Consider the following 25551-nt stretch of genomic DNA (forward strand, 5'->3'; position numbering starts at 1 on the left):
AATCCATGGACGTTATCGCCAATCTGACAATGGGACTCCACGTCGCTCTGGACCCCATGAATCTCTTTTATTGCCTCGTCGGCGTTCTCTTGGGCACCGCAATCGGCGTGTTGCCGGGGCTCGGACCAGTACCAACCATCGCAATGCTGCTTCCCTTGACCTACGGGCTCGGTTCGGAGTCGGCTCTGATCATGCTGGCCGGTATCTTTTATGGCGCACAATATGGCGGCTCCACGACGGCCATTCTGGTCAATCTTCCCGGAGAGTCTTCGTCGGTCGTGACCGCGATCGATGGATACCAGATGGCGAGGCAGGGCAAGGCGGGCCGCGCACTTGCGACAGCGGCAATATCCTCGTTCATTGCAGGAACGATTGCGACCATCGTCATTGCTATCGCTGCACCAATGCTTGCCGGTGCGGCATTGGCCTTTGGCCCGGCTGAGTATTTCTCGCTCATGGTGCTGGGATTGATCGCCTCCGTCGTTCTCGCCAGCGGATCACTGTTGCATGCAATCGGCATGATCCTTCTCGGCCTGATTTTCGGTATGTTCGGAACAGATATCAATTCGGGCGTTGCTCGCTTCACATTTGATGTCCCACAGCTTGCCGATGGAATAGGTTTCGTGACCATTGCCATGGGTCTCTTCGGCATCGGCGAAATCATTGCCAATCTGGAAGACGAAACCACGCGTTCCACTCTTGCCACGAAAGTTTCTGGGCTGTTTCCAACGAGAGAAGATTGGGGACGCATCATCGGACCGACGCTGCGTGGCACAGCTCTCGGGTCAGCACTTGGTATTCTCCCGGGCGGTGGTGCCGTACTGTCCTCGTTCGGTGCCTATGCGCTTGAAAAAAGAATTTCGAAAAATTCGGCTGAATTTGGACATGGTGCGATTGAGGGCGTTGCCGCGCCTGAAGCCGCAAACAATGCCGGTGCCCAGACATCTTTCATTCCCATGCTCACACTGGGCATTCCGTCCAATCCAGTGATGGCTTTGATGATCGGCGCCCTGATGATCCAGGGCATCCAGCCTGGCCCGAGCGTCATGGTGGAGCAACCCGGCCTGTTCTGGGGTCTGATTGCCTCTATGTGGTGTGGCAACCTGATGCTGATCGTCCTCAACCTTCCCCTTGTCGGGCTTTGGGTGAAGATGATTTCCATTCCCTACAAATATCTTTTCCCGGCAATCATCCTGTTCTGCACGATTGGCGTTTTCACGGTCAACAATGCAAGTTTCGACGTGTATCTCATGGCCGGCTTCGGTGTTCTCGGATATGTCTTCAAGAAGCTTGACGCTGAACCAGCGCCTCTTCTTCTGGCACTCATCCTCGGACCTATGATGGAAGAGTTTCTGCGCCGCGCGCTGATGCTATCCAAAGGCGATGCGACGGTTTTCGTAACCCGTCCGATCAGCGCGACGATGCTCGTGCTCGCTGTCGCCATGCTCGCACTGATGATCGCTCCAACCTTGCGCAAAAAGCGTGAAGTTGCATTTCAGGATGAAGGCTGAAGCATCGACCTGAAATATCTGCTCAGATGATAGGAAATACCATGCCTAAGTCATTCGGTTACAGTGCTCATCTTGGATATCTGTTCACGGAACTGAGTTTTGCCGACCGCTTTCGGGCGGCCAAAAAACACGGGTTTTCAGCCGTTGAACATCCATCGCCTTATCACGTGCCAGCATCTGAGATGGCTGAGTGGCTGCAAGAAATGGGGCTTCCATACGTTCAGTTCGGGCTCTACTCGGGCGATGCGACGCAAGGCGAAAAAGGGCTGGCGATATTCTCGGATCGTCTAAGTGAGTTCCGCGACAGCGTTGCGGTCGGGCTCGATTATGCACAAACCATAGGTGTCGATAAGGTTCATGCGATGGCAGGTGTTTTGCCGCAGTCGATGCGCACACCGGATCATTGGGATTGCTATATCGAAAACCTCAGATGGGCCGCAGATCGCGCAGCAGAACGCGAAATGACGATCCTTGTCGAAGCGATGAGCGCAGGCGCTGTTCCCGATTACTTCGTTGATGTGCCCGATATTGGAGCGAAAACCATCGCCGCCACCCAACGTGGCAACATCAAACTGTTGTTGGACGTGTTTCATTGCGTCAACAGCGGCTTGGATCCGCTGGTAGAAATCAGAAAACATGCAGCCCTTATCGGGCACGTTCACATAGCAGACCATCCAGGTCGTCACGAACCCGGTTCAGGAAGCATCAATTTTGCCCAAGTGCGCAGTGCTTTGGAAGCGGCGGGGTATCACGGGTTTCTTGGATGCGAGTATGCCCCTGAGAGGACTACTGTGGAAGGTTTGGGGTGGACGACTGTTGCGTAGCTTGGAACTCGAGGTGCTCATCAACGGGCGTCGCGAATACGCCAGTATGAAGCCTTGATTGACACTGGCAAAACACGTTTCTGCCAGTTGGCTGGTGCATTGATGAATCGAACGTCATCGTTAAATAGATACGCCCTTCCCTTCTCTTCGCTAAATTGACGACAACCATACTATGCAGTCAGTCGGTCTCTAAAGCGTTCTCGATACGGAAATCTTGAAGAGCACCTCTATTACCAGTTCAACTTCAGTGAACTGGACGAACTCCGGGTGTAGTAGGAACAGTGGCCCGAAATGAAGCAGTTCGGGCGCGTTATCAAAGCAACCGCTTAAACGTTGCGCACCGGCCAAAGTCATTGCTGTAAGTTGAGCTTTTGCCGGAGCTGCGGTGGCCCATACTCCATGCGTCGTGCACCTTGCTTTGCATGCTCGAACTTATATTACCAACTGGCACCAACTTTAGATTGAGAAGAACGTGGACGGCCCGTAACGAGGCGATATTGACGTGCGCTTTTGTAAGGCGAATTGGGGACTATCCTGAACTGGACCGAGCGGCAAGATGTTACAAAGGTTTCAAAAAATTCGACAGCGATAGCTACGGGATTTTGGGGAAAGATTTTTGGTTGCGGGGGCAGGATTTGAACCTGCGGCCTTCAGGTTATGAGTTTAATGGTCGGGCTGATTGAGGGTGAGGTCAGAATTTACCAGTGTTTCCGTGGTTGTGTCACGACGTGCCTTAATGTACTCTAAGCATCTGATATAATTGACATTTTATCGATTTTAATTTTTTCTTGCGGCTCAACGACATACCAAGTGCCGAACTCCAGCTGCCCCGTTTTGCTGCCCGGAATCGCTGCCCAAATGGTCGTTGGAAACAGAACCAAGAGCACGAGGAAATCATGATGATCAGGAAGCATCTCCACGACGAACTGATAGACACCCTCCCTTTTTCTGGACACTCGGAAAAGCGCTCCGAAATTTACGATGCCTCGATTCCAAATCTCGCTATCAGGGTTGGCGCAAGAACAAAGAACTTCATTTTGGTTGCGCGCTTCGGCGGAGGCGGTGACACAACAAGGCGTATCTTGGGTCGCTTTCCGACAATGAATACCGAAACGGCGCGGAAAGAGGCACACCGGTGGAATAATCTCTTACAAGAGGGGATCAACCCGGCAACAGTGGTTGAGAAAGAGAAGCAAGCAGAGGAACTGAGAAATCGAAGTACTTTCGAAGCGGCCATGTTGGATTATCTTGCGTATATTCCGTCCCGACCGAGGAACCTCAGCGTTGCGACCGAGACCTATAACATCAGGCGGTATATTCTTGATCCCCGCTCCAACCCATGGCTTTACAAACCGATTTCCGAGGTAGACGACTTAGATGTCGCTTCGTTGATTGGCGAAATCAAAAATCGTACTCCCGCGATGGCCTTCCAGGTCTTCAGATTGCTAAAGACTTTTTTTCGCTGGGCGATTGGCCCGGAGTATCGCAGACTTGTCGGTCTCGAACACAATCCAATCGAGTACTTACGAGCCAAGAGCTTGGGACTTCGAGCAAATGAGCGTGATCGGGTCTTTGAATATGAAGAAGCGCGGGCTTATCTCAAGGCAGCAACCGCTACTCCATATCCTTATGGTCCGTGCCTGCGTGTATTAATTGAAACGGGACAGCGTATCGGCGTGGTTTCTGCCATGCGATGGTCGCAGGTAAACCTAGAACGAAAGCTTTGGATCATACCTGGCGGTCGAAGTAGTAAGGCAAAACCGGGCCTGACTTCGAAAGGTGATGAGCCCCATAAAGTCCCCTTGTCCAACGCGGTCGTTGATTTGCTGAAGGCAATTCGTGCAATGCAGCCTGAGGGTCATGGCGATTTCGTCTTCAGCTATACCGGCGGACAAACGCGGATACGTAGTTTTAGCAACCTTAGAAGAGATAAGAAGAGCTCCCTAGATCGAGAAATAGACGATGTAGCGCCCGGACGTTTTGACAAATTGATGCGCGATACACTTGAAGCAGAAGCTTTAGAGTACGAGCCATGGGTCTGGCACGATGTTCGTCGAACTTGTCGCACCCACCTCGAAGCGATCACTGGTCGAACTGAAGTAGCAGAAGCTGCCATCGGCCATGGCAAATCAGGGGTGGTTAGGATTTACAACCTTCACAAATATCGTCCCGAAATCCGGAAAGCCTTTGAGGCCTGGTCGATGCTTTTGCAAAAGGTCGAGAGCGGTAATTGTACCATTGCCGATTGGGAACATGATCTGGAAGCGACCTGGGAGCCAGTTAAGTGATCACTCGAGATGAACTACATGCCCTAGTTTGGAGTGTTCCAACCCATCGCGCGGCAGCCCAGCTTGACGTCTCAAATGTGTATCTGGCAAGAGTCTGCGCTGCCATGGACATACCCCGCCCAGGCCTCGGCTGGTGGAGGAAGCAGCAATTCGGGCTGGCCCCTTCTCCACCACAACTACGACCTCTACGGCCAGGCGTCTTAGACCGGTGGGAGAAGGGAATGAGTATAAACGGAGCCCGCTCCTCCTCACCCTTTCGCCTCCTCCAAAACGCTTACGAAAGCCCAAACGATACTTGTCAACACCCTCTTGTAAAGAAGGCGTGCCTCATCTTCCGAAAGGCAAACGAATTAGTCAGAGAAAATTATCTCGCGCCCCGTCACCACGATGCAATTGACATGATCTGCAGCAAGAGTGTGTTGGAGCAAGCATTACAGCACGCCGACACGCTTTTCCTCACGCTCGAGTCACGCGGTCACAGCGTAGTGGTTGCCAACCCGGGACATGGCCTGATCCGCGCGCCCCTTGAAACGTTGAAGAGACCGCCAATTCGAACGTTAAGGCGTCACACTCGTATATGGTCACCGCGATCACCCACAGTTGTGATCATTTGCGGTGTACCAATTGGGTTGACAATATTCGAAACGAGCGACGAGGTATTGATGCGGTATGTCGGTCACGGGAATTTTGCGCCTGACTCGAAAAAATCCAGAGTATACGGCCTCACGTGGACCGAGTGGCAGTGTCTCCCAAGCGGGCAGCTTGCAACACGAGCCTACTCAACGCGTTTTTCCGCGCCCTGGGAGCAAAGATGGAAAAATAAGCGCGGCAGAATGTCGCGAAAATTTGCGGAGGAAATTGTATCGGAGCTAGAACAGCTAGCTCAGAACCAACCGCCTTTATGAAAATTTGGACGAGTTTCGTCGCGTTGTTTCTAACTCAGTGTTCTTATTATCTTCTTTCGCTAGAGGGACGATTGTGGTTGCCTCAAGAATTTCGGTCGGGGCTTCATTCGGAGACTCCAGCAAATAATGACAGAGATTTCCCGAAATCGCGGCAAGCCAAAGTTCAATGATCAATACTCAGTTGCCGCCAACGCACTCCAACGCCATAGTATAGTCCGGTTCGAACATCGCCTGCGCCCATAAACTCGATCCCAACCTCGCTGTAGTACAGACGCAAAGACCTATAAGATGAGGTCGCTACCTGCGCTCCCGCCTCGAGCGATGCCAGTTCTCTTATAGACACGGCGGAATTTTTGGAAACCTCTGCCCTGCTCGCGTTCAGGAGGCTTCGAGCCGCAGCAAAATCTGTTCCGTTTGCTTCTGTATGGTATCTCAGGGCTTCTGCGGCGGACGGAGGGAACTCGTCAGGGTAGCGCCAACATACCCCTGCCGCCGTGATCGTCCCTGTGTCGATATCGATTACACCGAGGAACCGAAGGCCCAGTTCCTCGTAAAAAGCGCGCATCTTCGAAACCGTGGGATTTGGTGCCCACGCGTCCCTTTCAGCAGTCGAAACGCTTTGGCGGGTAACTTGGATTTTTTTGCATAGCTCGTCCTGCGAGAGGCGCGATAGGGCGCGGGCTGCACGTAGAGTGTCTGGAGGAGCGTACGACTTCATAGAGCCGAAAAACCGGCGAAATTTTGAAATGTCAAATGGCGTCTTTAATTTGACATTTAATTCGTTTTTTGTAACTAAAAGACAAATTTGTTTTTACAAATGATTCTCCAGTTCGCTATGCCCGAGTCGGTGTATCACCGTTTGAGCATTAACAGCCCCCTAGTTGGGAAGCCTTCAGGTTTGGTCTTCAAGGCAAACCGTCAGTCAACATAGGAAGAAAGCCGTGTTCAAAGCCGATGCGTTTAAGAGAATAGATGTTCTATGTCTGCTCAGGCAGCCTCTTTGCGCAGGCCGATCTCGTCAGCTCTCGTCAAGCCCTCAAGCTACGCGAGGCGGTCGTGATTGAAAACTGGCTTCAAACTCCCAGTGAAAATCTGTCCGGCAATCGGACGGGCAAACCGTCGGTTCCGTGGAAGCTGTATGAGCCCACCACAGAAGCGGCCTTGACGGTTCCAGTCTTCATGGCGTTCTGCGGCTTGGCTGCGGCGCTCAGGCCATGGAATCGTATCGGCTCTAAATTCATCGCTATCGTCTGCGTGCCGGACGATGACTCATTACAAATCTATAAACGTGCCGCGAGAATTTTTCTTGATCGCGTTGCCAACAAGGTGGGTGCAAGACTTATCGTAAATACGTGGGGTAAGAAGAATTCGTTTCGCGATCAGCAGGAGGCACTCGATAACGACCGTTCGATTTCAATTAAGGACCCAGCGGTTGAACTCGATGATGATGCAGAGCTTTTCGCGGACGCCGTCGTGCACGTGATGCCCCGCTGCAAACGCCACGCCGAAGCAGCCCTGAGACGATGCGGAATCCCACCAAATGACGAATACGTGGAACTGCTATTAACGGAATCCTGGTCCAGGCTAGCCAGTGCCTTTCAGGACCGCCGCTCGCCCATACTGGCTATTCAGAGGCTGAAGCAAACACCACATTCCGGCGCAAGATTGTCGGATAAGAAAATCGAGGACCCCGGTCCTACTCTCGAGGACTTACGCGGCTTCGGTAAAGCTTCGGATTGGGGTTGCAATCTTGCGGTCGACTTGGCGGATTACAAGGCGGGGAAAATAGATTGGGACGAGGTCGATCCCGGAGTTCTGTTATCAGGGCCGCCGGGCAGTGGAAAAACCATGTTCGTGAAGGCCCTTGCCAGCACGTGCAGGGTGCCACTCATTTACGGCTCTCCGGCGGCTTGGCAAGAGGCCGGCTCTTTGGACGCGCACCTCAAATCAATGCGAGACTCGTTCGATGAGGCAAAGGCGGCAGCGCCCTCGGTGCTCTTCATCGATGAAGTAGACACACTCGGCACCAGAGGTTCCAAGGACCACAACGAACTATACGGAAGAGCCGTGATAACGGCGTTCCTCGAGTTGCTAGACGGCTTCAACCGCAGATCGGGTGTGGTCGTCGTAGCGGCTTGCAATCATCCCCAACACCTTGATCCTGCAATAAAGCGAGCGGGAAGATTAGATCGGCATCTGGAAATTTCCCTTCCTGACGGTGAATCTCGTCTGTCTATTCTACGACACTACAGCGATGTCGATATCGACGAAAAGGATTTCGAAATGTTCGCGCTGGCTAGCGACGGTCTGTCGGGGGCGGACATCAAACGGATAGTGCGGGATGCGAAACGCACGGCGCGCCGACGACATGAGACCTTAACCTCGGGTCACATTCTAGAGCACATGCCAGTCCTGCTTCCTCTTCCCGAAGAGTACGTCAAGGCCGTCGCGGTCCATGAAGCGGGGCATGCAATAATCGCGGCAGAAGTAGGACTGCCAGTCGGGGACATCAGACTGTCCAGTTACAAGATCGACGGACAACAGATGAGCACCCTGGGTGAAGTTTCATACAGCCATTCAACCTTCACCCGAAGAACCCGTGCGCATTACCTGGATCGGTTATGTGTCTGCCTCGGTGGTGTGGCGGCGGAAACCGAGATATTCGGGCACTTCGCAGACTTCTCAGCGGGATCGGATTTGGCAGACCTCAACGTCGCCACCCGGATAGCTACGCTTCTTGAAGGGGCGATGGGAATGGGTGAAACCTTGATTGTCGAGAACACGACCCCGGATCGGCTCGAGACACTCCGCGACCGGAATCCAGAGCTTAGGCGAAACGCAGATGCAACGATCGCTGCCTCGTTCGAAAGAGCGAAAAAGATCATCCGAAACAACCGGCCGGCTTTGGACGTCATCATCGAGAAACTGATCGAGACACGATTGATGTCTGGTTACGAACTCCGCGAAATATTGGAGCCTGAGACCAGACCGAAGGCTGACCTCTCCGATACGTCGTAGAGAATGACAAGTTGATCCTATGCTGGTGTGCTGGAAGCGACCCGCGAATCGGCAAGCCGCAAAAAGTCGATAGGGCACTGTGCAGAAGCCGCTTGCCCGAAAAACCATGTCACAACCGTTAGCCGGACGCTGCCATGACAAAGAAACCACCCGGGAAGACCCATACGACTGCAAGTGATACGGGCGATAAACATAGCGCGTACCTCTCATTCGGGTCAGGGCTGGACGACATTGGCGTCAAACCTTTGGGGAGACGGATCACCGTCAAGCCGGGAAGAGATGTTGGTGGCTCCCCCTCGCCGTATCACGTGGCTCGGACGGTCGAATTTGAGACTGCATCCGGTATGATAATTGTGGAACTCGAACATGGCCCAACGTTGTTGGTTCCCGCTAGACGCCTCAATGGATTGATGCAAGCGACTGATAGCGAGATCGCCGACGTAGAGCTAATGGAACGCACGTCTCTCTTCTGGAGGAAACTCGGCGTCACCCTGAAAATCAAGGCTCTGCTGTCGGGGAAATCCAGCGCGCACAGCGTTATGATATTGAAAAGGCCGGCTAGATTCAAATGGGCCAACGATTTGGCTACGTCCTCGGAATGGCCTGCGCTAGTTGTGAAATTCCTCTCAAGCAACCTTCCGGGTAGCCGTGCTTCCGGATGGTATCACGACTTCCTCACGGCATACCAGATTGGATGCGAAACACTGGTAGCGCTAGGACAAGCCATCGATACGTCTACCGGTGCACAAGCGGTGGAGAAGCCGAGGTTTCCAGAATTATTGCCACGACCGGACGATGTCGCCGTCGCCGTTATCTATCTCGCGACCCAAAATGGGCTTATTACGTTTCCGTCTTCCCGCAAGTCTGCCCATTCGCAAACTTCGCCTAGTGGGCACGATTTCATTCCCTTTTCCGAAGGCGGAGCTTGGATCGCACATGTCCATCCCCAGGTCGTCGTGGTCCTCCGCTCCTTAGGAATGCTTGAGGGAGACAAGTGGACAGGTTCGGCGGAAACCATCTGGTGGCGTGAAGACCCTTCGGAGTGGCGTCTACATTTCGAGCGCGATGCCCGATTCGAAGCTGCGGTCAAAAATGCATGTGAACGTATACCGGACCATATCAAAGATGCGATGAGGGGCATCCTCGAGATCAGCAATGACGATATCGCCATTCACCGTTCGCCCGATACAAATTACGCCTCCGACGATATCGCGACTACAGCCCTCTATCCTCCGGAGACGCATGATGAAGTGATACAAAGAATACGCTATATCAGAAGTAAAGACTTCGACTGCCTGTTTTACAAGTACTGGCGGCTCAACGATGGTTGGCTATCCAACGAGGATGCCGGTAGAGCGCTTGATATTTTCAACGATCCGCTCGCAATTTCAATGAGGAAGGCCGTCGTCCGAAGGTTATTTCCGGACTCTCCAGAGCTGGCGAGGTAAAGATAGCGTTCGCCTTCTATTGCGGTCTTAGACCTACTGGCGAGCTGCACGTGGTGCAGCGAGCATAGCTAGGGTTTCGTACAGTCGCCTTTGCGCCTCAAGTACAAACGGAAACGGTCTGATTTTCGTAAACACAATATGGGCGTCTTGCTTTGCACGAGTGAACCCTACGTACGGCGCGCTCCTTTAGTGGCGTTAGAACGCGGCTTTTACCTTTGTCCATCCCGAACATGGTAACGTAGCGGAACTCTCTACCTTTGGAGCTATGCAATGTCAGGATATCGACGCTGCCGGACCGGCTGCTCTGGCCCGCAAACTGTTCGAGCGTCAGTTCAGAACAATCGCCCTCGGACAAGGTGCGGGAAAGAAACGTATCGAGGAATTCTCCCTCGTCCTGAATGCCTCTGCATTTAGCACTTTTCCTGGGACCTGGTGACGATGGTGACCGTCAAAGAACGGATTGATTATGGCTCACTTCAAAGTGTCGCTGCCGGGCCGGCCTCGGTAGGTAGACACCGAGGCCGGGTGCGGGCGTATGAGCTTCCAACTCGGCCTTTGCCTTGGCGCTGACATCGATGCCAAGTCCTTCGGCCAGATCCGTCACGATAGCCAGTGCGTTGCCCAGGTTCTTATCGGCATCGAAGCCAAACGATTTTTTCTGGCGGCACACGATTCTTCGAGCTGCAATTCAAGCATGTGCAGTCTCGTCGGGTAGGCGTTTTAAAATGGATCTGCGCCGTCGCAACCAACTCCGGACGACAATGCCCTCGCAAAGCGTGCGCGAACCAAACAACCCGATGCTGTTCATACCGCTTCTTCAGGTGTCGCGGTTTAAGCACGCGCCACCTCAAGTGGCCTGGGTGAGCGGCTTGGCGACAGCCAAGGAACGCCCGCGATTCCAATCAAGGTCGCGACTATCATGCAATATGCTGGCACTAACTGGTCTCCAGTAAAAGCGATCAACGCAGTCATGACGAACTGGATCGAACCGCCCAGTAGGCAAACGACGACAGCGTATGTGACGGATAACCCCGTGCTGCGCAGACTTGGTGGAAGAGCGTTCGTGATGGCACCGAAACTGGCCCCGCCGCTCACCATGGCAAGAAAGGGAAACGCACTGCTGAGCAGCAGGACCCCGTAGATGGAAATGTGGGCGACGGAAAAGAGCGGATAGATCGCAAAGAGAAGTACGGCTCGTGACCAGTAGATGACGCGCCTGTATCCGAAAGCGTCTGCCAACGCCCCTCCCGCTACTGATCCGGCGCAGATCGATAGGCCAGTTACCGCTGTCGCGGTGTACGATATGCTGGGCGGCAGGGCGGAAATCTTTTGCAGGTACGTGTTCATGTAAGTGCAGGCGTAGATCGAGATGGTCCCGAACACGATTTGCGAAGCGATCGCAACGAGGGTCGTCGGATATTTTGTCAGCAGCTTCATGATGGACCGATCCCTACGGCCACGGACCGCTTCTGGCGCTCTCGGCAGGGTTTCCGACATCGCTCTCCTCAAGAGGAGCGCAATCCAGAGCACTACCGAACCGAAGAGAAAAGGAATACGCCATCCCCATTCGACGAGTGCGCCCTGCCCGAGGATAGCTCCAAGGGCCAACCCGAAGATCGCAGCCACCATGGTGGCGAGCCCCTGCCCCGCAGGCTGCCAGCTCGCATAGAGATTTCTCCGCTGCGGCGGCGCGATCTCGTAGGCATAAGCGGTGGACGGGCCTATCTCTCCGCCGAAAGCGAAACCCTGAACAAGACGTGCCAGCAGGATCATAGCGGGCGCAACCCATCCGACTTGATGATATCCCGGCATCAGCGCGACTACTGCGGTAGCCGTCGCCATAGCCGAGGCGGTCAAGACCAGCGCCGCGCGCCGCCCATGCCTGTCCGCGAAAATTCCGACTATCACGCTACCGAATGGCCGGGCGACGAAACTTGCCCCGAAGATAGCGAGTGTCGCGAGCAGCTGCGTTTCGGCGTTTTCACTTGGGAAGTAAGTCCGTCCGATGGCCATCGCGAAGATCGCGTACAAGGTGACGTCGAAGAATTCTACGCCGCTGCAAACCATCGCTGTCGCCGCACCGCGAAATGAACGGTCATCTCTGCCGTCGTCATCGTGTCTACCCACGGCTTTCTTCTCCACCTTTTTCGCGGCAGAGCAACAAATTTCCTATGAAGGCGCTAGGCAAACTTTGGTTTACATCGATTCCGGTCCTGTACGCCTAAAGTGTGGGCCCTTCAGCTTCAAGCGGCATTAGCCTGACCGCTAACGCATCCTGTCATAGCCTCGATCGCTTGCTGGCAGACCTGAACACGAACAAGCCACTTGCTCGCCCGCTCGTCTCGAAGAACCGTCCGCGCGCCTTACAAACCAAGGTATATCTGCATCACCCCACTGTAATCGACTAGCTTCTACTCGTCGCCGAGATCCTCCCCGCCCTTCACTACGGCGACTTGCTCGGGTTGTTCCCCTCCAAGCCCGAGCGCGGACATCAGTCCGCCTTGCCGCCCCTTAGCCGGGGCGGCTTTTTTTTGGTGAAGTCATCGGAGACCCTTGAAATTCTCCAGGCCGGCCATTCCCGAGACAGCAAGCCCGTTATCCGCCGAGTATACCAAAGCCCATCTATCTCCTAGCATCTCAACGATATCACATCGGCAAACGCGCGATCAGTTTACACCCACGCTTGAGGGTCCATTCAGCAAAGAGGTAATTATCGCGCCTGCAACGGCAGGGCATTGTCGGCTCCCTGACGTGCACCGAATTCTCGATCCAAACTGGTGCCGACCACGGAGCGATCGCGATGACTAACATATCCTATACTCAAACGGAATTATCCAGGTCGGCTTCGACCGCCAGCGCCGTTTTCCTGCTTGTCGGAGCGATGACGATCGTGCTGACCGACGCCGTCTCAGGCACGGCCTTGTCGATGGCACGGCTCGACATCATGGGCGGTACGCATGCGTCGGCCGACGAGTTCGCCAAGCTCGACTACGGTTATACCGCCGCGAAGCTCTGCGCATTCGTCCTTACTCCGTGGCTTGCTGGCGCGTTCGGTCTCTATCGCTCCGTGATGATCGCCGGAGCGTTGATGACCGCGGCCTGCTACGGTGCGGCCTACACGAGCGACCTCAACCTCATGTTCGGCCTGAGGCTTCTACAAGGCGCGAGCGGCGGCGTGCTTCTAGTCGGCGCGCAGTCGCTGCTCTTCCGCGTGTTCCCGATGCGGCAGCAGCCGTTCGTTCAAAGCGTGTACGCGATCGGATCGGTGGTCGCTCCGGCGACATTAGCCCCCTACATGCAGGGATGGCTCCTCGACCAGATCGATTGGTCTGTCATCTTTCTATGCTCGGTGCCCTTCGGTGTCGCTGGCATCGTGATGCTCGCTCTCGCGCCACAGGCGGAAGAAGTGGACAGCCCGAGGATCAGGCTTGACGCGGTAGGCTTGATCCTCTTTGCCGTCGCCGCCTTCACGCTGACATTCGTTCTCAACCAAGGAAATCGCTGGGACTGGTTCGGAGACAGGACGGTTGTGTTGGCCACTGTTATCGGCCTGGCTGCACTCGGCGTTCAGATCGTTCGTCAGCTCCTCAAGGCCGACATGGCGACCACGTTCAATTTCGCGGTCTTCCGCAACGCCAATTTCTCGTTTGGGATCGCAGCGAGCCTCGCTGCCGGATTTGCACTTCTCGGGAGCAGTTACGTCATACCTTCCTTTGCCGTTTCCGTCCTGAGAATGACGCCCACCGCAGCCGGGAGCCTGCTTCTGCCAAGCACGCTCATGTTCGTCGGCTCGCTATTCCTGACGGCCTTCATGATCCAGAAACTCAAGCTGCCGGGTGTCATCACAATACCGCTTGGAATCCTCGGCTTGATGCTGGCGATGTGGTTGCTGTCGGGCTCCAGTAGCGGCAGCGGGATTTCTGACATGACTCCAGCAATCTTGATACGAGGTCTTGCGCTCGGATTCCTGTTCCTTTCGATCACGCTCGTCACGCTTTCAAGCCTCGGCAAGACACTTCTGATCTATGGGGTTGCCTTGTTCAGCATAGGCCGTCAGATGGGTGGGCTGGCGGGTATCTCGTTCCTTCAGACCTTCATCGAAGACCAGACGGCACACAACAGAGCTGTGTTGGCGGCACATATCCTCCCCGGGCGTGAGGAAGTGATCGCGCGCATCGGAAACCTCGGTCGGCTTCTCGCCAGCCACGGGACGGAGGCGGGATTGGCTAGCAAGGAAGTGGTGGCTTTGATCGGCAAGGCTGTCGCCCTTCAATCCACGACGATAGCCTTCGATACCGCCTTCTTTGCGATCGCGCTGTTTTTTTTCGGGGCGGCCCCGACCCTGATCATCTGGAAAATCGTCCTCGGTCGTGTTCTCGCACCTAAGTCAGCAAAGTAAGCCCGGCGCGTTATCGTGGTATCCAACCGTATAGTAGTTGAACCTCAAGGGCCTCGGTAGATTGGCGGCAGCAATCAGGGATGAGGCAAGCCATGGAAGATAACGAGGAATTCAAGAAAGCCCCAGCGATGCCACGCGTGACGGTGGTGATCGCCGATCCGTTTATCGAAAAGACTGAATCGCTCTTTTCGAACCTGATCGGAAGAGGCTGTCTTGTGGTGAGGACTTCGACGCTCTCCGAAGCGGAGGCAGCATGCTTGGCGATACAGCCAACCATTTTGTTGACGGAACTTAGGTTTCCCGATGGTCCTGGACTTGAGCTCGTGAAATGGGTTTCGGAACGGCTGCCTTCAACGAAGATAGTCATTCATAGCTGGTTTGCCGATGTTCCGATAGCAGTTGTCGCGGTAAAAGCCGGGGCTGACGATTTCGTGCCCAAACCCACCGACGACGAGTTCTTGACGAGCATTCTTTTGCACGGATCGGCGAACATACCGTCCGATTGCAGGATCGAGAAGCCGGATCGGATGAGGCAGGAGCACATCGAGGAGGTGATGAGACGGACCAACTCAAACGTGTCACTTGCCGCCCGACATCTAAACCTGAATAGGCGTTCGCTTCAGAGAATTCTCAAGCGTTATCAACCCAGCGCCTGAGCGCACTCCGGTTGACAGTCCGAGCGGGATCAGATGGTCGCACGACGGACACAGGCCGGTTCCAGGGGTCTTCTGTGGACGTCGCCCCCCGACATCCAACAAACTGACAAAATTCGGGCTCTACCATCGTTCCTGAGCGTGAAAGGGGACCATGCAGCCGCCCGTCCTCTATACTTTCGGCCAAACGGCGGGCGGAAGGGCCGTTCCCGACCCGGCCCGCCGATGTCATTCACCGCAAGACACGGCGGCGCGTGCGATCAGTCCAGAACAGAACCCTTGGCGTCCACAAGGTCCGGCACGCTCCGATGCCGATGAGACGTCTTGAGCAATTCTGCCATGATAAAGCAGAGCGGACGCGAAAAACCGCCCGTTTCGTCGAACATCCGCCGGTAGTCATCCCCGCAGGACAATTCGGTCTCGATTTCGAGCAGTCGGTGGAAAGCGATATGCGAGAGCTTCCATCCGCCTCGAGACATCGGTACCGCAAACGCCTTGCCGGACAGGGCGAACATCGCGGGGGTGAGATGTTCGTGGATAAACACTGACGTGCAGTTCGCAAAAAGACCGAGCTCATGGAGCGGAGGCACCTCCCCGAGAGCAATGGTCACCCTTCTGGCATCGAAGTCCGGTTCGGTCTGGTTCTCGTCCGTGCTTGACCAGATGTGACCGGGTCCAATGTCATCAAAGCACCATATCACTTCCACGGGCCTGCGCGTGTGATGATGGAGCAGCGTCTGCAGGCTTTCGAGTTCGGAGGAAGAGGAGCTGCCGCCGATCACCGAGATCACATCGCATGAAGCGATGGCGTCCGCGACTTGCAAGATGACATCGCCCCAGACCTTTGTCTCGTATCGGTCACTCTGGCCGCAATATCCTACCGGGAAAGGCATCACACCCATCGATTTCAATCGCTCGGCGGGCCAATGCCGCAACTCAGACACTCTATGCCTTGCGAAAAACACGGGCCCGGCTTCCTCGCGGAGTCCTTTGAGTACGACAGGTAAGTCGAAGACTTTTCGGTTGGGCGTTCGGTCGGCGAGCATTGATGACATGTTGAGTTACCCCTTCGTGGATGGATCGCCCAAGTTACCCTCCGCCTCAACGGAGGTGCAGTATACTGAAGTGTGTGTGATGGGAGCCGCTCGGAACGCGGACCCCGTCGGAAGCGGTCAGAGCGTCGGCATCATATGCTCCCGCATGAACACCATGTAATCCACCTCGGAGCTTCCACGACGCATATCGATCAGTGGCAATCCTGTAAGCCAAGCCGTGTCGGCGACATGGGAGAGGAGAACTGCGCCCGATCTGGGCCATGTACGATCTGATTGCCGAAACACAATGTGTGAATACTTGTTTTCCGTATATATTAGGTTTTAAGAATGCACTGAGGCCAGACGTCGGGCGGTTGTTTCAGCTTATCTGTACTGAATTGGATTCACGTAGGGCCGTGGCGACGTCGCTTTTTACGACCGCTCGCAGCCAGCGGCGAATAGCATTTTGGAAGGGGCAGTATGAAACACAGAAGCGGTCTATTGGAGCTGAGCGCGTCCGATCTAGTTGGTTTCCTCAATTGCGACCACCTCACAGCCCTTGACCTCAAAGTCGTTGCTGGAGAACTAGGCAAGCCCGCAACGTACGATCCGTTTCTTGAGATTCTGCGAGAGCGCGGTTTTCGGCACGAACAGGCATTTATCGATCGCCTGAACCAGCTTGGCCTTTCAACAGAGTGCATTGACGGAGTGGGTATAGAGAACACCAGCATTGCGGCGACAATAGATGCTATGAGCCGCGGCGTTCACGTAATCATTCAAGGTGCACTACGAGCAGGTCGGTGGGCAGGACGATCAGATGTCTTGCGTCGTGTCGAGACACCAAGCCGTTTTGGCTCATGGTCCTACGAGGTCTATGACACCAAATTAGCCCGGGAAACGAAAGGGGGGACCGTTCTCCAACTCTGTGTTTATTCTGATCTTGTAGCTCATACTCAAGGCGCTCAACCTGAAAAAGCATACGTCGTGGTGCCTTGGTCCGATTACGCTCCACATGCGTTCAGGATCGCCGATTATGGAGCGTACTTTCGGAAAGCTAAGTCGGAGTTGGAAATTGCCTCCGAAGCAGGTGTTGAAGCGACTTATCCTGATCCGACAACTCACTGCGAAATCTGTCGATGGTTCGACGTTTGCGAGAAACGGCGTAGAGGCGACGATCACCTGAGCTACGTGGCGGGTATCACTACAAATCAAGTGATGGAACTCCGAGAAAACGGCATCGATACTCTCGCTAAGTTCGCCAATATGGAATTGGCAACGGGTTGGAAACCTCAGCGCGGAAACCTTCAGTCCTTCGAGAAGAGCAAAGAACAAGCCAGAATTCAGTTTGAAGCGAGAATAGAAGGAATTTCAAAATATGAGTTGCTAGCTGCCTTTTCTGGGTTTGGGCTGTCGGCACTGCCTGAGCCAAGTGACGGCGACGTATTTTTTGATATTGAAGGTGACCCATTCGTGGGCGAGTCCGGCCTGGAATATCTATTCGGCTACCACTTCAAGGGTTCAAACAAAGAGACCGTGCATGTTTCTGACTGGGCCTTGGACAGGGCATCTGAAAAAGCCGTTTTTGAGCGCTTCGTCGATTTCGTAACGGAACGGCTTGAAACCTACCCCGATCTCCACATTTTTCACTTCGCGCCGTACGAACCAGCTGCGTTGAAACGATTAATGGGTCGGTACGCCTCGCGAGAGGTCGAGGTCGATCAACTGTTACGAGGAAATGTCTTCGTTGACCTTTATGGCATCGTTAGAAATGCGGTCCGCGCAAGCGTCGAAAGCTACTCGATAAAGCGTCTCGAGCAGTTTTACGACTACGTCCGTGCAATGCCACTAAAAGACGCCAATCTGGCACTGGCGTCTTTTCAAGCTGGTCTTGAACTCGATGATGCAGCGTCCATTACGGATGTGGAAAGGGACGTTATCGCCCTCTATAACCGCGACGACTGCCTGTCGACGGAGGCGCTGAGGGACTGGCTTGAAGCCCAGCGTGCAACGCTTATCGCCAGTGGCATCGACATATCTCGCCCAATCATCCCTGATTCCGCTGCCAGCGCAGAAATTTCCGAACAGCAAGCGCGCGTTGCTGAGCTCGCGACAAAGCTTCTCGATGGAATCCCGGTCGATCCAGATGATCGTAACGAGGAGCAGCAAGCTCAATGGGTCTTGGCAAATATCCTCGATTGGCATCGGCGTGAGGAAAAGGCGACCTGGTGGGAATACTTCAGGCTCTCTGACCTAAGTGGTGAGGAGTTGCTGGACGAAAAAGCTGGACTCTCAGGTCTTACCTTTGTGGAAGAGGTGCCTGACGGAACGTCGAAAATACCTATCCACAGATACTCATTCGTCTCTCAGGACAGCGATGTGCGGCCTGAAAAATCGCTTAGGCAGGTTGGTGGAGAAAAGCTAGGCAAGGTGGTCGGCATCTCGTCCGAGAACGGCACTATAGATATCAAGAAAACGGCGGTCACACTTACCGTTCACCCGCCCGCTGTCTTTATGCACGACATCATCCCAGCGAAAGAACAGGCCGCAGCGCTACTTCGTTTCGGCAAAGCGGTCGCCGGGGCGGGAATTGCGGGCGAAGGTCCATATCAGGCTGCTCGCGATCTTCTGCTTCGTCTTCCGCCAAAGGTTTCAGGAGGCCCTATTCTGACAGTGGGTGAGTCCACACTAGATGCTGCCGTAAGAATCGCGCAGCAAATGCAATCGGGCGTACTCCCCATTCAGGGCCCGCCCGGTACGGGTAAATCTCACACTGGCGCACGGATGATCTGTCAGTTCGTAAAGGACGGAAAGAAAGTTGGGATTACGGCTAACAGCCACAAAGTTATCCGGAACCTCTTGGACAAAGTGGTCGAGGCCAGCATTGAAATGGGCGTTTCCCTTCACTGCGTGCAAAAGCCAGGGGCCGACTATACAGATAAGGCAACCGATCAAATTTCGTTTGCGAAGGACAACGCGGCCCTATTCGGCGCGTTGTCCACGGGACAATGTCAAGTAGCGGGCGCAACAGGTTTTTCGTGGGCCCGTGAGGATGCTTTCGAGTTGCTCGACGTTTTGTTCGTCGATGAGGCTGCTCAGATGTCGCTTGCCAACGTACTCGCTGTGTCGCAAGCAGCGACACTGTTAGTCTTGCTCGGGGATCCGCAACAATTGGATCAACCCACGCAGGGAACACATCCGGACGGTGTCGGTGTCTCCTCTCTAGAGCATATTCTTAACGGGCAACAGACAATTGATAGCGAGCAGGGTCTGTTTCTGGCCGACAGTTGGCGAATGAACCCAGCGATCTGCGAGTTCAACTCCGAGCTATTTTACGACGCCAAATTATCGAGTGTTGATGGCTGTAAACAACAAACGCTCCGATCTCATAGTGACTTCAACGGATCGGGTCTGAGGTATGTCAGTGTCAACCATGCAGGGAACACGAGTTCCTCGATTGAGGAAGCTGCTAAAGTTGTCAACATTGTCGAGTCGATAATGTCCTCTCAGCCGACCTGGATCGACCGTAAAGGCGATGAACTTCCGCTTTCTCAAGACGACATTATTATCATCACACCATATAACGCCCAAGTTCTCGAAATTCAGAAGCGTCTACCTAATTATCGGGTTGGAACCGTAGATAAGTTCCAAGGGCAGGAAGCCCCCGTCGCGATCTATTCAATGGCGACTTCAAGTTACGCGGATGCACCCCGAGGCATGGAGTTCCTCTATAGTGCAAACCGTCTCAATGTCGCCATTTCACGCGCTAAATGCCTGGCGATTTTGGTCGCCTCCCCTCAGATTTTTGACGCTGAGTGTAAAACACCGCGGCAAATGCAGTTAGCAAATGCCTTCTGTCGATACTTAGAGAGAGCGGTCACCGTGGGTTAGAAAAGCTCATTTGGGCTTCATTCGATCTGGAATCCATATCGCCGTGTTTCATCCCCAAAGGGTCTTGCACGACCATCAAGGGCGCATGCGCCGACCCACGCGCAAACAACCGCGTAGAGGCGGTCTTCGAAAGCCTTCAAGCGATATCCCCTGTCGTTCTCTTCTGGCAATCTAGGGCGTTCGGAAACGCCTGAAATCTCGTTTTCGAGGTGGGCGATAATGATTCGCCAGACATCCCCTATCCCAGCATAGCGCTGTTCTATCCAAACCGCAGACTGCCTTCCGCCGGGCTGCGCGCCTTCATCGAAAACGTTCACGCTTGGCGGAAGACGCACAGGTAATCGGACCATCCGGATAAAGCGGACCGACCCTGGACGGGTGTCATAGGTCCGCCTTACCGGATTGCGATGCCCGGTGACAGTCGGTCGGATTCGATCATCCGAGCGCTGCTACCTCCATGACGGCGTTCGCGAATGCTTCGGGAGCCTCTTGGGGAAGGTTATGGCCGACCCCTTTGATCACATGATGCACCCTCTTGGCGGAGAACTTGCCCGCACTCGCCTTGCCGTCCGTCGCCGGAATAACGCCGTCAGAATCGCCGTCAAGGGTCACAGCGGGGACGGTGATCACGGGCTGGGCCGCGAGGCGCGCCTCGAGTTCGGCGTAATCGGGATACCCCGTCGCTCCCCCGAGGCGGTGGCGATAAGAATGAATCACAACGTCGACATAGTCCGGGTTATCGAAGGACGGTGCGGATCGTTCGAACACCTCTTTGCCGAACTTCCACGTCGGGGAGTTGTCGTGCCACATGATTTCGGCGATATCCCTCCGGTGGGCGTCCAGCCCCGCCCTTCCCCGCTCGGTTTGGAAATAGAACTGGTACCAAAAGCCACGCTCCACCCTCGCCGGAGCGGGCAGATTTGACTTGGCGATGTCCTGGATCAGATATCCGTTGACCGATACGAGCCCCGAGCACCTTTCGGGCCAAAGCGCCGCGGCCACACATCCGGCTCTGCCGCCCCAGTCATATCCGGCAAAGATCGCCTTTCGGATACCCAGGGCATCCAGGAAATCGACGAGGTCCTTGCCGATTGCAGCCTGCTCACCAGAGCGTGATGTTGATGGATCGAGGAAGGTGGTGGCACCATGCCCCCTTAGATATGGTATGATGACCCGATAGCCTTTAGCGGCCAGAAGAGGTCCGACCTCAACATAACTTTGAACGTCATACGGAAAGCCGTGAAGTAATATGACCGGCTGGCCACCGGAGGAGCCCATCTCGTAATATGCGACGTTCAGCACACCCGCCTTGATCGACTTGAGCGGTCCGAAAGACGCTTGGCTCGTCGCGTCGCCTTTGACTGCAGTCGCAGCGTTTGAAGGTGAAAGTTGAAGCGATACACATGCGACGCCAGCTGACCCAGCAATTAAGAGGCCGCGGCGGCTGATTATGTTGTCGTTTACCATTGATTAGTCCTTTTAACTTCGAAAGATTATGCGGTCACTTATGCGCCGCCGCGTCCTCGATGACCTTTGCCACGACCGCCGGGTGGGAAGCCATGATGACATGCGAACCGCCCCTTACGACTATTGTCTCCTTGGAGCTTGCCCGTTCAGCCATCCAGGAAAGAGCTCTCGGCGGGATGTTCTTGTCCGCGTCGCCGTAGACGAACCACGACGGGATGGATTTCCATGCAGCTTTCGTGGACGGCTCGCTGAGGGCTGCTTCGGTGACTGGGCGCTGCGTGGCCGCCATGATCGTGGCTTCGTCTTTCGAGACGTCGGCCGCGAACTGGTCACGGAACTTGGCCTGCTGGATGTAGAGGTCCTTCTGGCCTCCCTCGAGCTCAATGGCATCTCCGAGGGTTTCCCCCAACGTGCTACCGGGGAACTTGCCCGACAGCTGGGCGGCGCTCTCACCCACCTCGGGTGCAAAGGCCGCGACAAAGACCAGGGCTTTCACGTTGCCATCGGTCGGCACTGCATCGTTGATCACAGAGCCGCCGTAGGAGTGACCGACGAGGACAACGGGACCGTCAACGCCGGATACTATGCGTCTGACATAGTCGGCATCCCCCTTGACGCTTCGCAAGGGATTAGCAACGGCGATGACGGGAAAACCGTCTTTTTTCAATTTGGAGATCACGCCGCTCCAGCTCGACGCGTCGGCGAAAGCGCCGTGGACGAGAACCACCGTTGGCTTTGAGCCGCTTGCGAACACGGGCAAGGCTACAGCCGAAAGAAGCACTGTGATGAGCAGGGTTTTGGTTGCTTTCAACATTTCCAACTCCTTTGTTTTGATTGATACGCGACCGTCAACGACCACTGGTAAAGACTGCGCCAACGCAGTCGGACGAGGATCAAGCCGAAGCTGAATCTAGCTTTTCCGAAGGAACGAGTAAGCTATACGGAGGTTTGTCGGGTTCGCCGTGCGGCGAACCATGCTTATGGCGAGAGATTGCCTCCAGGCACGCTTATGGTGAAGTGCTCGGGATAGCTTGATACGAAGCTGGCAATTCTCCACGAGGGGCGAAGCTTCACGCCTCGAACTGCGGCAATCGCGCAAAGCGCTCGACCAGAAGATCGATAAAAAGGCGGACCTTACTCGGTAAGTGATTGCGGTTCGGAAAAATGGCGCTGATCGTGAACTCCACGCCCTTGTATCCTGTCATGACGGATACGAGTCGGCCGGCCGCGATATCCTCGACAACAACCGGGCTCGGAGCGAGGAAAATGCCGCGTCCCCTCACCGCGAGATCACGCAAGAGATCGGCACTGCTTGAGACGACATTTCCTCTCGCCCGGGCTTCCACGATCAAACCGTCCATGTCGACGAAGCGCCACAGGTCGCCGAAGGCGTATAGGGCATAACTAAGGCAGTTGTGATCAACGAGGTCACTCGGTTTTTCTGGCGCTCCGTGCCGTAAGACATATTCTGGCGAACACACCAGCAGATGTCTCCAGGTCGCCAGCTTTCTTGCGATCAGATTCGAGTCCGGCGTCGTCATCCGTATAGCCAGATCGTAGCCGTCATCGATCATGTCCACCATGCGTTCCCCAATATCCAAGCTGATCGTCACCTGAGGATAGCGTTCGACGAATTCGTCCGTTATCGCGGCCAAGCTCTGGACCATCGATGAATTGGTGTAGATACGGAGTTGCCCCCGAGGGGTCGATGACAACGCTCCGACGGCCTCGTTTGCCTCATCGAGATCCATCAATATGGTCGAAGAACGGTCGTAATAGAATTTTCCGGCTTCGGTCAGACTTACCTTACGCGTCGTACGCTGGAGGAGCAGGACGCCGAGGCTCTCCTCAAGGGCTTTGATGTGGTTGGCGACCATCGTAGTGGACATGTTCAACTTACGAGCAGCGGCTGAAAAACCGCCAGTCTCGACGACCCGGCCGAATACTTCCAAACTGGTCAACCTGTCCATGATCTCCGCTCACCTTAAACCGACACTTGATAATCCTTTCATATCTTCACCGATTATCACAGTTCGAATTCAGGGGTATTTTTAAGGGCTAAAGGGTGAGCGGCGGGTCGTTGCTTGAGATCGGGAGAATCAAAATGGTGGAACTGCCTCGGCCTGAAGAATTCGCAGTCGCTGGAACTGAGGAGGGACTTCGAATTGGCGGGCCATCCGAATTGGCCGCTCCGGTTCCATCGACATCCGGTAAGCATCCGCTTCAAGGTGCGAAGCGCAAAAGATTCCGCTCGCTCATGCTGGCGTCAGCCGTCATTGCAGCGTGTGTCTCAGGCGGGCAGACGGGGTATCGACATCTCGTCGTCGATCGGTACGTCGAAACAACCGACAACGCCTATCTCAAGGCGGACTCCACTGCCGTGGCTCCCAAGGTTTCGGGATACATCCGAGAAATTCTGGTGAACGACAACGACCCCGTCAAAGAAGGACAGTCGCTGGCGCGCATCGACGACAGAGACTTCCAAATCGCGCTATCCCAGGCGCGCGCCGACCTAGAAGCGGCAGACGCGGCAATAAGGAACATCGATACACAGGTAAACCTGCAACGCTCTCTAGTCCGGCAGGCAGAGGCCACATTGAAAGCTTCCGAAGCCGCTTTGGTTTTCGCCGAAACAGACGCGAAGCGATGGAGCAAGCTTATCACGAACGGCGCGGGCTCTCAATCACGTGCGGAGCAGACCGTCTCCGTCCGGGACCAGGCAAAAGCCGCTGTGAAGCGCGACGAGGCGAACGTGGTTGCGACCAGAGACCGGATTCCGGTGCTTGAGACGCAGAAAAGCCAGGCTGCCGCTCAACGCCACAAGGTCGAGGCTCAGGTTGCCCAAGCGGAACTGAACCTGGCGTACACGCGGATCGTCTCACCTGTCGACGGTACGGTCGGCGCGCGAACTCTCAGGATCGGACAACTCGTGAACGCTGGAACACAACTAATGTCCGTAGTTCCTCTTCATTCGATTTACGTCGTCGCCAACTTCAAGGAAACGCAGCTGACTGATATCAAGGTCGGCCAACCTGTCGAGATCAGCGTCGACAGTTTTCCCGGCATTGAATTTGACGGCCGAGTGGAAAGTCTGTCTCCCGGAAGCGGTTCGGAGTTTTCGCTTCTCCCTACCGATAACGCCACGGGCAACTTCACGAAGATCGTCCAGCGGGTTCCCGTCAAGATCGCGGTGGACGCTGGCGATCTCTCGGGCAGCCTGAGGTCAGGCATGTCCGTGGTCCCGCGGATCGACACCGCAGCCGGACGTTCCACGTTCGGCGGACTCTGGCCGATCCGGGGCAAATAGGTATACCTCGGTCTACATAGATCAGCGTATTTGTGCGTGTATTTTCTCTATTGCGGATCGCGTCCACGTAGACCGCCTCTACAGAAGATGTCCCGGCTATCCTCGTCGGCAGGGACCCGCGAACAGCACGCGATAGCAGGGTCGTCCATCCGCCGCGACGGCCCTGCTCTTCCCGTTTCCCAAAAAGGCTTCCCTTCTTCAACCAACGAAGACAAACGGAGGTATAGCTTCCGTCGGAAGTTGCCCGACGCTACCGTCAAGGGGCCCACCATGCATGGTCTCACGAAAAACTGCTTCTGAGGCATGTCGGCGTTCAAGGCTGATCGCGTGGCTATCTGGTCACCTTAGGAGACGAAGTCAATGATTTTCGTAGAGCAGATTCTCGACAGGGCGAGAGCACGCCTTGTTAAAATCTCCCCTGATGCTCCGGCGCTCGACGCCGCGACGTTATTCCGAGACGGAGCAGAAATGGTGCTGGCGTGCCGCGAGGACGGGCGACTCGCCGGGATACTTACAAAAAGCGATCTCATGCGGAGCTTCGTACGAAGCGGCAGGCTAAATCCGGCGGTTCCGGTCGGTTCCGTGATGCAGACGGAAATTGTCAGCTGCGAGCCTACCGATGAGCTTGAGCAGGTCTGGCGGGTGCTCAGTCAAAACAACTTCAGACATCTCCCCGTCGAAGATCAGAACGGTTGTGCGATCGGCGTTGTAAACGCCCGAGACATTCTAAGCGGCCTCTTGCTGGAGGCCGAAAGCGAGGAGGAATTGCTCAAAGAGTACGTTATGGGCGTCGGGTATCGCTGAAACAG

The 25551-nt window shown here is 55.0% G+C and carries 16 protein-coding genes; 10 read left to right on the forward strand and 6 right to left on the reverse strand.

Features of this window, described 5'->3' with window-relative positions; all coding sequences use genetic code 11:
• Window positions 1-5 precede the first annotated feature (5 nt).
• From ABUK73_RS17450 to ABUK73_RS17470, 5 genes are all read left to right on the forward strand, one after another.
• Window positions 6-1511 carry a tripartite tricarboxylate transporter permease gene (locus ABUK73_RS17450; RefSeq protein ID WP_353578383.1) on the forward strand — a complete coding sequence of 502 codons (1506 nt, stop codon included), beginning with the start codon at window positions 6-8 and terminating at the stop codon, window positions 1509-1511.
• Window positions 1512-1552: 41 nt separating this feature from the next.
• Entirely contained in the window at window positions 1553-2335 is a 783-nt protein-coding gene (locus tag ABUK73_RS17455; RefSeq protein WP_353578384.1) for a hydroxypyruvate isomerase family protein, read from the forward strand.
• An 896-nt stretch (window positions 2336-3231) separates the two neighbouring features.
• Entirely contained in the window at window positions 3232-4623 is a 1392-nt protein-coding gene (locus ABUK73_RS17460) for a tyrosine-type recombinase/integrase (RefSeq protein WP_353578385.1), read from the forward strand.
• 1877 nt (window positions 4624-6500) lie between these two features.
• A complete protein-coding gene (locus tag ABUK73_RS17465) occupies window positions 6501-8546 on the forward strand; it encodes an AAA family ATPase (RefSeq protein ID WP_353578386.1) in 2046 nt (681 codons plus the stop codon).
• Window positions 8547-8680: 134 nt separating this feature from the next.
• Window positions 8681-9994, forward strand: a complete 1314-nt coding sequence (locus ABUK73_RS17470; RefSeq protein WP_353578387.1) for a DUF2442 domain-containing protein — start codon at window positions 8681-8683, stop codon at window positions 9992-9994.
• Window positions 9995-10442: 448 nt separating this feature from the next.
• Here ABUK73_RS17470 and ABUK73_RS17475 read toward each other — a convergent pair whose 3' ends face one another.
• Both ABUK73_RS17475 and ABUK73_RS17480 read right to left on the reverse strand, forming a co-directional pair.
• On the reverse strand, window positions 10443-10664 hold the full coding sequence (locus tag ABUK73_RS17475) for a hypothetical protein (RefSeq protein WP_353578388.1): 222 nt from the start codon (window positions 10662-10664) through the stop codon (window positions 10443-10445).
• A gap of 161 nt (window positions 10665-10825) precedes the next feature.
• Window positions 10826-12121, reverse strand: coding sequence for an MFS transporter (locus tag ABUK73_RS17480; RefSeq protein WP_353578389.1), 1296 nt, complete (start codon window positions 12119-12121; stop codon window positions 10826-10828).
• Window positions 12122-12794: 673 nt separating this feature from the next.
• Between ABUK73_RS17480 and ABUK73_RS17485 the strand changes: the two genes are divergently transcribed.
• Both ABUK73_RS17485 and ABUK73_RS17490 read left to right on the forward strand, forming a co-directional pair.
• The gene (locus ABUK73_RS17485) at window positions 12795-14393 is read left to right on the forward strand and encodes an MFS transporter (protein WP_353578390.1); all 1599 of its coding nucleotides are present in this window, start codon (window positions 12795-12797) and stop codon (window positions 14391-14393) included.
• 92 nt (window positions 14394-14485) lie between these two features.
• Window positions 14486-15049 carry a response regulator transcription factor gene (locus ABUK73_RS17490; protein ID WP_353578391.1) on the forward strand — a complete coding sequence of 188 codons (564 nt, stop codon included), beginning with the start codon at window positions 14486-14488 and terminating at the stop codon, window positions 15047-15049.
• 257 nt (window positions 15050-15306) lie between these two features.
• On the opposite strand, the gene ABUK73_RS17495 is transcribed toward ABUK73_RS17490, so the two are convergent.
• On the reverse strand, window positions 15307-16101 hold the full coding sequence (locus tag ABUK73_RS17495) for a hypothetical protein (RefSeq protein WP_353578392.1): 795 nt from the start codon (window positions 16099-16101) through the stop codon (window positions 15307-15309).
• A gap of 459 nt (window positions 16102-16560) precedes the next feature.
• On the opposite strand from ABUK73_RS17495, the gene ABUK73_RS17500 reads away from it, so the two are divergent.
• Window positions 16561-19968, forward strand: coding sequence for a TM0106 family RecB-like putative nuclease (locus ABUK73_RS17500; RefSeq protein WP_353578393.1), 3408 nt, complete (start codon window positions 16561-16563; stop codon window positions 19966-19968).
• Window positions 19969-20403: 435 nt separating this feature from the next.
• Here the strand turns inward: ABUK73_RS17500 and ABUK73_RS17505 are convergent, their stop codons facing one another.
• The 3 genes from ABUK73_RS17505 to ABUK73_RS17515 all read right to left on the reverse strand — a co-directional run bounded on the left by ABUK73_RS17505 (window position 20404) and on the right by ABUK73_RS17515 (window position 23405).
• Window positions 20404-21435 carry an alpha/beta fold hydrolase gene (locus ABUK73_RS17505; RefSeq protein WP_454892387.1) on the reverse strand — a complete coding sequence of 344 codons (1032 nt, stop codon included), beginning with the start codon at window positions 21433-21435 and terminating at the stop codon, window positions 20404-20406.
• 34 nt (window positions 21436-21469) lie between these two features.
• Window positions 21470-22249, reverse strand: a complete 780-nt coding sequence (locus tag ABUK73_RS17510; protein WP_353578394.1) for an alpha/beta fold hydrolase — start codon at window positions 22247-22249, stop codon at window positions 21470-21472.
• A gap of 256 nt (window positions 22250-22505) precedes the next feature.
• Window positions 22506-23405, reverse strand: coding sequence for a LysR family transcriptional regulator (locus tag ABUK73_RS17515; RefSeq protein ID WP_353578395.1), 900 nt, complete (start codon window positions 23403-23405; stop codon window positions 22506-22508).
• Between the two features lie 134 nt (window positions 23406-23539).
• Here ABUK73_RS17515 and ABUK73_RS17520 point away from each other — a divergent pair, with 134 nt between their 5' ends.
• Both ABUK73_RS17520 and ABUK73_RS17525 read left to right on the forward strand, forming a co-directional pair.
• On the forward strand, window positions 23540-24742 hold the full coding sequence (locus ABUK73_RS17520) for an HlyD family secretion protein (protein ID WP_353578396.1): 1203 nt from the start codon (window positions 23540-23542) through the stop codon (window positions 24740-24742).
• A gap of 360 nt (window positions 24743-25102) precedes the next feature.
• Window positions 25103-25546 (forward strand): CBS domain-containing protein, encoded by a 444-nt coding sequence (locus ABUK73_RS17525; RefSeq protein WP_353578397.1) that lies wholly within the window; start codon window positions 25103-25105, stop codon window positions 25544-25546.
• The last annotated feature ends 5 nt before the right edge of the window (window positions 25547-25551 follow it).

Source organism: Agrobacterium vacciniicorymbosi, assembly GCF_040427045.1.
Lineage (GTDB): Bacteria > Pseudomonadota > Alphaproteobacteria > Rhizobiales > Rhizobiaceae > Agrobacterium.